Raw genomic sequence first — 12,611 nt, 5'->3', positions numbered from 1 at the left:
TTAGTGGTATCTTAAAACCTACTCTATTATTATAAATAGAGTTTTTTTATCTTTATAAATTTTGTATCCATTTTTGTATCTATTTCTATTATAGAATTATAGTTTATATCCATAATCCATTATGCTTACTCATTCTCATCGCCCATCAAGATGACGCTACGGTGGTCTGCTTTTCTTGTATTTTCTGCTGCCATTTTGCAGAGCGGCGGGTACGGTCTGCTACTTGCCCAACTAACTGCCCACAGGCGGCATCAATATCATCGCCCCGAGTTTGACGAATGGTACACACAAATCCTGCATTGTTTAATATATTACTAAATGTATGAATACGGTTGTTACTAGATCGGTCATAAGGCGCATGCGGAAATGGGTTAAATGGAATTAAGTTAATTTTGCTTGGCAACCCATCTAAAAGTTGAACCAATTGCTGTGCATGTTCATCACTATCATTGACGCCTGCCAGCATCACATACTCAATGGTAACGTGTTTTTTATGACGCGGATTGTCATTAACATAAGCATGCGCTGCTGTGATCAACTGCTCAAGTGGATATTTTTTATTAATTGGAACTAACTCATTTCGTAGCTCATCATTTGGTGCATGTAGCGAGATGGCAAGCGCCACATCGATGTCTTTAAACAAATCATACATCTTCGGCACAACACCCGAAGTGGACAAAGTGACTCGGCGTTTAGATAGTCCATAGGCATGATCTGAGAGCATCAACTGCATTGAGGCAATAACAGGTTTATAATTTAGCAGTGGCTCACCCATTCCCATCATCACCACATTGGTGACTTGATTTTGCCACTCAGTGTTATCAACACCTTGCATATATGACGCATTGGCAACCCATAGTTGCCCAATAATTTCTGCGGCGGTCAAATCACGCTCAAAGCCTTGCTTGCCTGTACTACAAAAACTACAGTCCAAAGCACAGCCCACCTGAGAAGATATACATAATGTCTTGCGACCATTGGCTTTGCTGTCATCTGCTGGAATCAATACCGTCTCAACCAAAGAGCCACCTGCCACTTTAAACACCCACTTACGAGTACCATCTTCACTAAACTCCTTGTGCATGATGGCTGGAGGCACAACACATGCCTTTTTACTTAGCTTTTCACGCAACCCCTTAGACAAATTGGTCATCTCAGCAAAATCAGTCACTCCATGCTGATAAATCCACTTCATCACTTGCGATGCCCGAAAAGGCTTTTCGCCCAGTGACTTAAAGTATGCACCCAGTTCATTTTGGGTCATACCTAATAAATTGGTTTTTGCCACTACAGAGTCGTCACTGTGCGGTGATTGTGCATCAGTTGCAGTATTCACGAGTGGGATTTTTGTCATAATAAGCTTGCCGATATGATAAGAGAAGACTGGCTGAATTTTGCCATTATAGTCAAATTCAATCCTAAAGTCATAATTTAGTGCCTATTAGCGTCATATAATTCATTTTATGTTAAAGTGACTCATATAGGCTTTGTGATAAATAAGAATGACTCACACATACTATCAAAATAATAAAAAATAATAAAAAAGACCTTCATATCAGTTTAATATGAGGGTCTTTGTATTTATATATAGCAGTTATTTCAGCGAGTAAATTTTAGATAGATGATATCAAATACTGATTACCCTAAACTGCTGATAATAAAAATATGACCTAGCGTGTACGCTCAAGTACTTCATCATCATTAAAGAAATAAGCAATTTCACGCTTTGCAGATTCTGCAGAGTCTGAGCCATGTACTGCGTTTTCATCAATGCTACTAGCAAAGTCTTTACGAATTGTACCTTCAGCAGCATCAGCAGGGTTGGTTGCCCCCATGATTTCACGATGCTTAGCGATGGCATTTTCACCCTCTAAAACAGACACAACAACAGGACCTGACGTCATGAATGATTTTAGATCATTATAAAAAGGACGCTCTTTATGCTCTGCATAAAAGCCGCCCGCTTTTTCATCGTCTAGATGTAGCATTTTTGCAGCTACGATTTTTAGACCATTTTTTTCAAAACGAGTATAAATCTCACCAATATGGTTGCCGCCAACAGCGTCAGGTTTAATGATAGATAAGGTACGTTCGATAGCCATAATAAAACTCCTTGTTTTATGGTAAAAAATAATTAATGTATTCAATCGCCTATTATAACGACTCTTAGGATAAATGATAGAGGAAAGTGGTTTATCATTTAATAAAACAAACGAGACAACTGAAAAAATATAAACTAAAAATATAGCATTAAAAAATATAAATAATATTACCAACCCCTTTAATACGCTTTAACACCTTGATGCTGATACAATCTCTCCCCACTGCCTAGTGATGGCATCATAGTCTCTTTCTTGTATCGAATCATACATATAATAATAAGCACCCACCAAACTATTTCTCTGCTCTGAAAAGCACATATTAAATAAAGACTCAACAGCAGTCCTCTTACTTCGTGCCGCTTCTTCGCCACTATAAAAATACTAAGGTAGGTTTTAACTGTCATCTTGGTTATAATTGCGTCAGCCATGCGTTGTCTACTTAAAAAACTCAAAGCAGACATTACTCACTCGCCAAAGTCCAAAGGACATATCCATGCCTAAGTCTCGTACTCATTTAAACCCCACACCAAATAAATCACCAAGTAACAACCATCAATATTTAGTGGGTTTGGTACTACGCTTTGGAGTGATGATGATTGCCATTATTGCCATCATTGTTGGGCTTATCTTGTCATGGTGGTGGCTGGTTGTCATTGCTGCCATGGCGGTTGCATTAGGCATTTATGATGTGCTGCAATCTAAGCACGCCATCTTAAAAAACTATCCCATTGCGGGTCATATTCGCTATTTATTTGAAGATTATCGCCCTGAGATACGCCAATATCTCTTAGAAGATGATAAAGAACAAGTGCCGTTTTCTCGCCAGCAGCGCGCATTGGTCTATCAACGTGCCAAAAATGTCAGTGACACCAATGCATTTGGTACATTAGATAACTTATATGTTAAAGGCAAAGAGTGGTTTTTACAATCTGCAACCAGCCACCCAGTCAAAGACACAGATTTTCGGATTACGGTGGGTAATGAGCATTGCCAGCAGCCATACTCTTTGTCTGTGTTCAATATTTCTGCAATGAGTTTTGGTAGCTTATCTGCCAATGCCATTATGGCTTTAAATCATGGGGCAAAAATAGGCGGTTTTACCCATGATACAGGTGAAGGCGCAATTAGCCCATATCACCGCAAATTTGGTGGAGACCTTATTTGGGAGCTGGGTACTGGCTATTTTGGTTGTCGCAATGAAAAAGGGGAATTTGATGCTCACTTATTTGCTGAGCATGCCAACGAGCCACAAGTAAAAATGATTGAAATCAAGCTGTCACAAGGGGCAAAACCCGGCAAAGGTGGGGTATTACCCGCCGAAAAAATCACGCCTGAAATTGCAGATACTCGGCGTATTCCAATGGGAGAAGACTGTGTATCTCCTGCCAGTCATAGTGCCTTTACAACTCCTCGTGAGCTTGTCGCGTTTTGGCAACAGTTACGGGAGCTATCAGGGGGCAAACCTGTGGGCTTTAAACTATGTATCGGACAACCATGGCAGTTTATGGCAATTGTTAAAGCAATGCTAGAGGCGGATAATTATCCTGACTTTATCGTCGTTGATGGTGCAGAAGGTGGCACAGGCGCAGCACCAGTTGAGTTTATGGACAGTGTAGGCATGCCATTAATTGATGGGTTTTTATTAGTACATAATACCTTGGTGGGTGCAGGCATTCGAGAGAAGATAAAAGTGGGCGTGAGTGGTAAAATTGTCTCAGGTTTTGATATCGCTCGCATGCTTTCTCTTGGGGCAGATTGGTGTAACAGTGCACGTGGATTTATGTTTGCCGTTGGTTGTATCCAGTCTCGTTCTTGTCATACCAACACTTGTCCTACTGGCGTAGCTACTCAAGACCCTTACCGTCAGCAAGCTTTGGATGTACCCAGTAAAGCAGATCGTGTGGCAAGCTTTCACAAAAATACCCTAAAGTCGCTGGCATCTATTGTGGGAGCAACTGGTCTTCAGCACCCTGCTGATTTAAAACCCTATCATATCGCCAGACGTATGCAAGATGGGCAAATCAAACTACTATCGAAGTATTTTTATTTTATGGATGCAGGCGCATTAGTTAAAGGCAATGCTCGAGCAGATATCTATAACCAAATGTGGGTGATGGCAGATGCTAATAGCTTTGATGCCAATAATGATGCCCTCATTGCCTATAACAAACACTCAAAAGATAAAGGTAAAAATACAACCGCTGTCAGCTATTAATACTTTTGATACTTTTAATACTTTGATTTATCACATCCTACTGTTATAAAGTGATTGATGGTATAGTCATCACTACAATTGATATATTACAATGAGTTAAATTACATTATTTTCTACCCTGATTTTGAGGTTACTTTGTCTCAACCACTTACAGTCACACAATCACCCAAGCATTTTTTTAAGATGCTCAGTCGGACATCTATAAAAAGATCGCATCAGCTTGGATTTATGTTGCTCATTTGCCTATTTAGCAGTGGGCTTGGAGGCTGTAATGACTCAGATCCTAGTGACTGGGTGACAAGTATCAAAGATAGCATCAATAGTCATGATCATAATCATAGTAATGACAACCATTGTGATAGAGGTAATGTCCCTTTTACTTATTCATTATGCCAAATCAGCCAAGACAAACTACTGCATGATAAACATCTGTCATTACAGTTATTTTGGAAGCCAAATAATGATAATAGTAACCATGACATCACCCCACTATATAAATTTGCTAACCTAATTTCTACCTTACCTGCCACAGACAAATTACAGTTTGCTGCCAATGCTGGTATGTATAATACTGAGTTTGCCCCCATTGGTTATACAGTTATCAAAGGTAAGGAGATACGCTCACTTAATCTCAAACAAGGCAGTGGCAACTTTCATTTATTACCCAATGGTGTACTGTGGTGGGATAAATCTGGCAAGGTACACATTACTGAAAGTCAGCAAATGCAAACTTTATTAGATGATGGTACAGCCACACCTTGGTATGCTACCCAATCCGGCCCGATGCTGGTGATTGACGGTCATATTCACCCTAAATTTAACCTTGAAAGCACATCAAAAAAATTCCGTAATGGTGTTGGTGTTTGTGATGATGGGTATATTAAGTTTGTTAATAGTGATGAGCCTGTTAATTTTTATCATTTTGCCAGCCTGTTTAAAGATAAGCTACATTGTCCTAATGCCTTATTCTTAGATGGTGGTATTGCCTCTGCCCTTTATGCCCCTGAGATATCACAACATGATGATAAAAATATGGGGGTGATGGTGGGTGTTGTGGCGACAGAGTAAAATACCAATTTAAAAAATAATTAAAAAAATTTTAATTAATACCTAAATCAAACGATATAATCTTATCTTTTAAACTCCACTCTCAACTTGTTTTCCTAAACCATTGATTTTACTGGAGTTAACCTGAATTCGGAATAAGGGAATTACTAACCAACTGAAAATAATTAAGTTTTTGCTACTTGTCTATAAGCAGATACATTTTTCAATGATGGTTTAAGTGGAAACCAACAATAAGCAACCAATCCTGCCAATAAATTGGCAGCAAAACCAGACACACTACGATGACGAGAATGCTCAATCTGACACAAGTTCTTCAACTCATCAAATACCGTCTCAATCAAAGAACGTTGATTAAGTAGACCTTCATCAAAAGGGTCAAGCGTCTGCTTTTTCATGTTTTTACGTAGCTTAGTCATGAAGTCTATATCATCTTCCAAGAGTGTTTCTTTAAGCTCCTGACTAACATAGCCTTTATCTCCAAATAGCTTGCCAAACAAATCATCTGCCATGCCCTGTTTAAGTGGAACTCTATCATCTATATTGCCTCGTGTTACTCTAATGACCAGTAATTCACCATGATGATTAATAACAGCGTGCAGCTTGAATCCATAAAACCAACCCATACTTGTCTTGCCTCGTTCAGCAATACCTTTAAAAACTTTATGACGTTTGATTCGTTTGTTATGACAGACTGATAGTTTAGTAGCATCAATAAAACTAATACCAGTGCAATGTCCCATTAAGCTTTTAAGATAAACACATAGCGGCATTATGCTGCGAGGTATCAGTTCTATAAAGCGAGAATAGCTCGGTAGATTAGGAAAGTATTCTTTCATCATGCCAAGCATATGATGATAGTAAAAGCCTTTAAATTGCCGATAACGTAGTTGATGAAACAGTACCAATATGGTCATTATCTCTGGTACACTTATCTTGCATGCTCTTAATCGCTTTCTGCCATTTTCGATAAGCTGCTTTTCAAATTCTGGTTTGAATTGTTGATAAAAGTCGTCAATATGGCAGTATAGTTCGGTTAGGTTGTCCATGTAAGAAGTCCTTTTGTTAGGCTTGTCTTGGTAAACTAACTTTAACAATTTTGGACTTCTTTTTTTATACCTCGCTTATCCCGAATTCAGGTTGGAGTTAAAATTTATACCAAGATGTTTAAATAACTTTAAGTCTAGAAAAATTAGTATAGTGACTGAAGTTGAGAGTGAGGTCTTTTAAGGCTTATTTATCATTAAAAACTAATAACCATGCTGTTTTTTGACATGACTATCAATTAAAATACTGGATTCATGCGAATTATATAATTCATAATAGATTAACAGATATAGATAATAAACTCTTATCACCTACCCTATATGCCATATAATACAAAACCCGCCCAATAATAAGGCTCTGTATAGCGATTACCAACAGCACCACTACTAAACTCATCCTTAGTTTCAGCAAGTGCTTGGTAATGGGTTTTTCCTTTAGAAATTTTATCCCAGAATATCTGCATAAATAGGGCAGTTGCGGCATCATCTACCTTCCAAAGCGTCAGTAATGTATCTCTATTACCTGCTACATACAGCGCATAGGGTAATCCTTGTATTCCTTCTCCTTTGACTACCTTACCTAACGCAGACTCGCAAGCACTCATTACTAATAAGTCACTTTTCAGATTGATTTTTGGCCATTCACCAGCAGTAATATAACCATCTTCATCTCTACCATCACCTGTCTGTGTCAATATGATGGCTGACTGGCTAGGGTATGCTGTGTTTAAATAGCCATGTGCTGCAAAATGAATACGTTGATACGTATCTAATTTATTATTCTTTGACATATTTCTAATGGTATATTCACTTGCTTGCTCACCCAAAATAGCATCCCCTTTCATCAGTCCTGCAATATACTGAACTTCAGGACGTGTACAAGCTAAATTGCTCAGCTTATTTCTGCGCATATCTTGATAAGCAGCCTCAGCAGCACGTATGCTACCGTCATAGGTTGATACTTCCTGCTGAGCCATCGCAAAAAATATTTCAGTTTTGTTGTCGTTTACACTTTGCGAATCACATTGCTTTCTATTTTTGTCAGTTTTATCGTAGATGGCATCTCCCACAACCAATACAGACTTATCTCGGCTGCCTTGCTGTTGATATTGGTGCTGTCTATCTTGTAATAGCTTATATACTGACAAGCTTTGAATTAATGTGACTTCTACAAAATCTGCAAGCTTACCCTCTTTATAAGGTAAATTATCCCAAGGGATAGTTGCCAGTAGTCCATCAGGAGCAATGATTAATCGCTTTTTCTTATCCTTATCGTTGCCTATTTGTTGCTGATAAGGTGCTAATAATATTTCGCTCAGCTTTTGTCCAATCTGCTTGAGCATTAGTTTACGATAAGCATCATAATGATTTGGATTTAACTCAACCGCATCTTGAGGCATAGTAGCGACTTGTGTCAGATAATTTTGATCTTGATAACGATAAAAACGTAGCGGTGAATTTTTTATATTTAGCTGATGAGAAGTAGTCAGTGCATGTAACCAACGATAGCTTTCAGCAAGCCGTTCGACTTCGCCAAAATCTGGAATATTAACATTTAATGTGCCAGACTTGGTTAATGCCATACTGATGGCTTGCCTCTCACCAGTATTATTATATAGATAGGATAAAAACACACTCTGGCTAGGTAATATTTGTACTGCAGTCTCTTTGTTTAGAGTATTAATTTGAGTCAAAGACGCATATCTTGGATACTTTTTCCTTAGCTCATCATCTAGCTGATTATACTCAGTATTTACTTGTTTCAACTCATCTAGCAAATTCTGCTGCTCATCTGGCTTAGCTGTTTCTAGCTTAGCTTCTAACTCTGTAATCTGTTGACTATAATCTTTTAACTTTTGTGCTTTATTTTTAGGTATGTCACTATTATCTATGGCATTATCTTTGATCAACTGGTTCAGTAAGTGTCTGGCTCGTGACTGCTCACTGGTCGCAAATACGGTCGCTAAATCTTCTACCTGTGTTGACTTAGCTAATAACTGCATATACTCTAAATAAATTTGATAAGGATCTACTTGGATTAATTCATCAGATTGCTCTTCAATACTTAGTGCAAATGGTTTTATTCTTAATTGGTTAATAGCATCGATTGATTTTTTAAAATATTGTAAAGCTTGTTTTTTATCATTATTAGCCAATAATACTTTGGCATAAACATAGTTACCATAAATATATAATATTTTTTTTGATTCTTGCTCACTGTTTTTATATATATCTAAAAATTTAATATATGAATCAATTGTCCCTAAAGCCTCTTCATGTTTATCCATACTATTATACATATCAGCTAGATACATCTTGTTTGATAGTATTTCTAATAAAAAAGAAAAATTGTTATAGTCACCTGTCGAATTATCCTCATCCAAGGAAGTATTCAATATATCAACACTCATGTTTTCTATTAAAGACGAGACCTCATCATCTATCAGTCTATTATTCTCAATTAACAATTCTAATACTTTATCCGTTCCTTTATAATCTTTTATTAGATTTTCATTAATTTTTATCCAGCTATATTGATTATATCCACTTAGTTCTTTAATATTTTTTTTCTTTATCTCCTCCCAAACTTTAGCATCTAGTTTACTATCCATTACTTTGCCCATACTATCTTTTTCAATTATATATTCATATTTCAGATCTAATAAATGAAGTTTATATTTTTCAGTATTTAGGATATCATAAAGCCTGTATATTCTTTCGGTACTCATACTTAGTATAACATCAAACCAAAATTGACGCTCCTTATCATCCATTGACTTATTATTTAATATAAGATATATAAGCTCTGGATACTTTTCTATCGCTAATTTATTTAACTGCAATACACTTTTTTTGTTCTCAATAGTTACTTTAGATGATTCATCAGATTTATCTATAATTTGCAATCCTAAAGCACTTTTATAATCTTTATTTTTTAAATACTCATTTATTAAAATACTTTTAGCGTACCTTCCTATAACTGCATCCAATAATCCTAATTCTCTAAAAATATCGTATGATTTTTCAAGTGTACTTAAAAAATAATTATTTGAAATATTCAACTTATCATAATAATATAACTGCGTATCTAATAACTGTACAAAAGCAATTGAGTTTTCATCAATATTTTCCTTAACTATTTTTTTTTGCTTTTCTAGTATTTCTAGAGATTTATCATATTTTTCATCTGAATTATTTTTTAGTACTTCCTCAGTTAATACAATGTAATTCTTCCAAGTTTTATCCCACTTCTCATCCATCTCCTTCTTTATTTTCTTAGCTTCACTTTCAGAGTATATATTTGACAAAACGTTAAAATCTTCTTTTAGGATTTTATAATCATCCTTATTATCTAACAAGGCCATACTTTGTAATAATAAACTATTAAATTCCTCCTTGTTTCCTTGATAGTATTGTATATGCGCATAATTAATAGTAGCTACAGAACTAAACAAATCATTTTCGTAAGCCGCTTTGCAAATACTAGTGGCTATATCCATGTTATTAGCTAATAAATTATACCAACATACACTATTAGAGAAATCTCTATCATTTGGATATGCATCATAGGCTCGGGTCATCATTTCTACAAAACTATCTCGATACTTATCTTGCAATTCTTTTGACATACTATGATATATACTTCTTAACTTATAATAACTATCTTTGCTAACATTATTATCTTTGCTTGACTCTGTTTCAATGAGCTGTTGCTGTAAGTCAAATGCCTTAGCAAATTGCTTGCTAGTGATATAATCTTCAATCTCATATTTAAGATTGTCATCAATTGATAAATCCTCACCATTTTCTGCTTCTTCTATTGCCAATTCAGCATCCTGCAAAACCGTCTGAGCATCTTGGATTGCCTTATCGTCTGCAGATGGCTGTAAATATTTTTCGGCTGCTGATAGAGTCGATTCTTCAATAGCCTCGTCGCTACCACTATCAACAGTAGTCCCTAAGCTTTCACTTTCCTCTGCCCACGCTAATGAATGTGAACCTAAAAAAATGGCTGTTAACAAAGCTAATTTATTTAATTTCATTGACTTTCTTTGTACTACCTTCATGACACCCTTCTTTCTTTGAATAATTATTTTTATGAAAACTACATATTTATATAGAAATTCCAAACCAAGAGTCGTCCTGCAAATTTGCCAATTGCTGCTTTGAGTCTGAGATATCTATTTCTAATTTTTTAATTCTAGGGTCTAGATTATTCATCTGCAATATCAGTTCATCTTTACTCATCTGCAACTGGATGATACTACTCTCAATACCAACCTTCCTAGCATCCATATTTTCAGTTTCTGTGTTGTATGCAGCATACATTGCTGCTACCTCTCCACACTCAGATGCGTTAATAAAACAATAACCAACACCCAATATACCTACACCAACAGCCACATTACTGCTACCTTGACCAGTCGTATTATCAACCAAATTTCTTACTTCATCGCTTGCCATAATAACTGCTGCACTCCCTGTAGATACTAAAGCTGCCGTTGCCAGCTTATGCCTACCAAGATATGCTAATAGATTAGCCTCTTTCTCGTCTTGGGCTTGCTGTAAATTGATTAATGCCAGTTGTTGATCTGAGATTTTAAGCTCATAGTGAGACACCTCAAGTGCAAGCTGCTGTTTATGTTCATTTAAACTATCTAACTGCTGCTGCTGCTGACTAATCTGCAACTGCATGGCTTCTCTTGCTTCACGATGGCGATCACAACCTGTCAGAGTTAGAATAACCACAAAAATAGGGATTAATAAAAAACAAAGTTTATGATAAGAATGAGTTAACACTACCTTACTGCGAACACTATACATATTTCATCTCCCTATTTACCAACAACTTGACTGTAAAAAATAGCGTTTACTACAATCATAAAGGAACGATCATAACTCTATATAAACCAAGATCCTCTATGTATAAGTAACAGACTATTACCTACTATTTAATATACATAGTAATTAATACAAACCGAAGGTCTGTATGTGCGATTTCACAGTTTTTCCATATTTATAGTCAGCTACTTTTTTAGCCATTACTCTGGTGAATATAAAACAACGGTACCTGCGATCAAGTCATGCACCGTTTGTTTTCTTTGGGTAAAAAACATAACAAAAAACAAAAGTATGAAAAATAGTTTTGCCACTATACGCCCTAAAGCATGCATGGTTGTCAGACGCTGCCCCTTCATATCAAATACCCATAACCCCATCAATCTTTTACCATAAGTTGCTTGACGAGCACTACTATTTAGCAAAGTAGAATAAATGACAAATAGAATGGCAACGACTATATCAATACCCTCTCCTTCTAGTCCTAGAATCAATGAGATGAATGTGGCAGGAATCAATAATATAAGGCAATCAATAATATAAGCAAAAAATCGACGCCAAAAACCAGCATAGCTCATACTCGCCGCTGAACGTATGGGTAACCGTGACTTATATTTTCCATTATCTATTGTCTGTCCTGTAGAGGGCTGAGGATGAGAGTTCACGACACTAGCAGATGTATTAACATTTGGTAAAGGCTGAGGATTACCCATATTCTGCTTGGGTGGCATCTTTACCTTTGTGTTACTAGAAAAGTCTCGACTACCACAACTTGGGCATACTTTTACAGTTTTAGGTAACTGTTCATCACAAGATTGACAATACATTTTTTATCCTTTTAATTGTTTTCAATCGACACTTTCTACTCAGTATAGCTACTAAATATAAGATCCTTTCATACAGTCCAAAAGCACTATAGTCATATCCCCTACTCCACACAACTCTATCCAGCGCCATTTAACACAAAAGCAGCCCAATACACAGGCTTATCACTACCTGATCGAGCCTCTGTAATCATCTTAAGCTTAGCTTGTCTTAATGCCTCTGCCTGACTCATCTTAGTGTCACTATACAATGCTTGATAATAATACTTCATCATCTGTGCTGTCTGCTGGTCATTAACTGACCATAAGCTCATCATGACGTTGCTTGCACCTGCTTGAATAAAAGCTTTAGCTAAGGCGCTGATGCTTTGACTGTCTTGTGGGTCAACTTTACCTGTGTCACAGGCTGAGAGTACTACCATGTCTGTGCCATCTAGTTGTATGCCCATCAGGTCTAAGGCAGTAACTTTGCCAGTGTAGCTATTTGCTGTTGCTCCTGTTAGGGCTATTCCTGATTTGA

9 protein-coding genes are annotated in these 12,611 nt (G+C 36.6%); 2 read left to right on the top strand and 7 right to left on the bottom strand.

Annotation, left to right across the window (positions count from 1 at the left end; translation table 11 throughout):
* Positions 1-145 precede the first annotated feature (145 nt).
* Positions 146-1,354, bottom strand: coding sequence for a 23S rRNA (adenine(2503)-C(2))-methyltransferase RlmN (gene rlmN, locus FHK89_RS02515; RefSeq protein ID WP_230656390.1), 1,209 nt, complete (start codon positions 1,352-1,354; stop codon positions 146-148).
* A 316-nt stretch (positions 1,355-1,670) separates the two neighbouring features.
* Complete coding sequence (gene ndk, locus FHK89_RS02510) at positions 1,671-2,102, bottom strand: nucleoside-diphosphate kinase (protein WP_230656387.1); 432 nt, start codon at positions 2,100-2,102, stop codon at positions 1,671-1,673.
* A gap of 493 nt (positions 2,103-2,595) precedes the next feature.
* On the opposite strand from ndk, the gene FHK89_RS02505 reads away from it, so the two are divergent.
* Positions 2,596-4,317 carry an FMN-binding glutamate synthase family protein gene (locus FHK89_RS02505; RefSeq protein WP_230656385.1) on the top strand — a complete coding sequence of 574 codons (1,722 nt, stop codon included), beginning with the start codon at positions 2,596-2,598 and terminating at the stop codon, positions 4,315-4,317.
* 228 nt (positions 4,318-4,545) lie between these two features.
* Entirely contained in the window at positions 4,546-5,385 is an 840-nt protein-coding gene (locus tag FHK89_RS02500) for a phosphodiester glycosidase family protein (RefSeq protein ID WP_230656382.1), read from the top strand.
* A gap of 164 nt (positions 5,386-5,549) precedes the next feature.
* Here the strand turns inward: FHK89_RS02500 and FHK89_RS02495 are convergent, their stop codons facing one another.
* From FHK89_RS02495 to FHK89_RS02475, 5 genes are all read right to left on the bottom strand, one after another.
* On the bottom strand, positions 5,550-6,431 hold the full coding sequence (locus FHK89_RS02495; RefSeq protein ID WP_230656379.1) for an IS982 family transposase: 882 nt from the start codon (positions 6,429-6,431) through the stop codon (positions 5,550-5,552).
* Positions 6,432-6,745: 314 nt separating this feature from the next.
* The gene (locus FHK89_RS02490; RefSeq protein WP_230656376.1) at positions 6,746-10,471 is read right to left on the bottom strand and encodes a CHAT domain-containing protein; all 3,726 of its coding nucleotides are present in this window, start codon (positions 10,469-10,471) and stop codon (positions 6,746-6,748) included.
* A 70-nt stretch (positions 10,472-10,541) separates the two neighbouring features.
* Complete coding sequence (locus FHK89_RS02485) at positions 10,542-11,252, bottom strand: hypothetical protein (protein WP_230656373.1); 711 nt, start codon at positions 11,250-11,252, stop codon at positions 10,542-10,544.
* 218 nt (positions 11,253-11,470) lie between these two features.
* Positions 11,471-12,094, bottom strand: coding sequence for an RDD family protein (locus tag FHK89_RS02480; protein ID WP_230656371.1), 624 nt, complete (start codon positions 12,092-12,094; stop codon positions 11,471-11,473).
* A 116-nt stretch (positions 12,095-12,210) separates the two neighbouring features.
* A partial coding sequence (locus FHK89_RS02475) for a CHAT domain-containing protein (protein WP_230656369.1) occupies positions 12,211-12,611 on the bottom strand: 401 nt, incomplete at its 5' end.

Source organism: Psychrobacter sp. I-STPA10 (assembly GCF_021012795.1).
Lineage (GTDB): Bacteria > Pseudomonadota > Gammaproteobacteria > Pseudomonadales > Moraxellaceae > Psychrobacter.
Note: the sequence above shows the minus strand (reverse complement) of the source record. Positions and strands in the feature narration are given on the sequence as shown.

Coding starts and splice junctions, on each gene's coding strand:
- FHK89_RS02505 (WP_230656385.1), top strand. CDS start 2,596: ATGCCTAAGTCTCGTACTCATTTAAACCCCACACCAAATAAATCACCA.
- ndk (WP_230656387.1), bottom strand. CDS start 2,102: ATGGCTATCGAACGTACCTTATCTATCATTAAACCTGACGCTGTTGGC.
- FHK89_RS02485 (WP_230656373.1), bottom strand. CDS start 11,252: ATGTATAGTGTTCGCAGTAAGGTAGTGTTAACTCATTCTTATCATAAA.
- rlmN (WP_230656390.1), bottom strand. CDS start 1,354: ATGACAAAAATCCCACTCGTGAATACTGCAACTGATGCACAATCACCG.
- FHK89_RS02490 (WP_230656376.1), bottom strand. CDS start 10,471: ATGAAATTAAATAAATTAGCTTTGTTAACAGCCATTTTTTTAGGTTCA.
- FHK89_RS02500 (WP_230656382.1), top strand. CDS start 4,546: ATGTTGCTCATTTGCCTATTTAGCAGTGGGCTTGGAGGCTGTAATGAC.
- FHK89_RS02480 (WP_230656371.1), bottom strand. CDS start 12,094: ATGTATTGTCAATCTTGTGATGAACAGTTACCTAAAACTGTAAAAGTA.
- FHK89_RS02495 (WP_230656379.1), bottom strand. CDS start 6,431: ATGGACAACCTAACCGAACTATACTGCCATATTGACGACTTTTATCAA.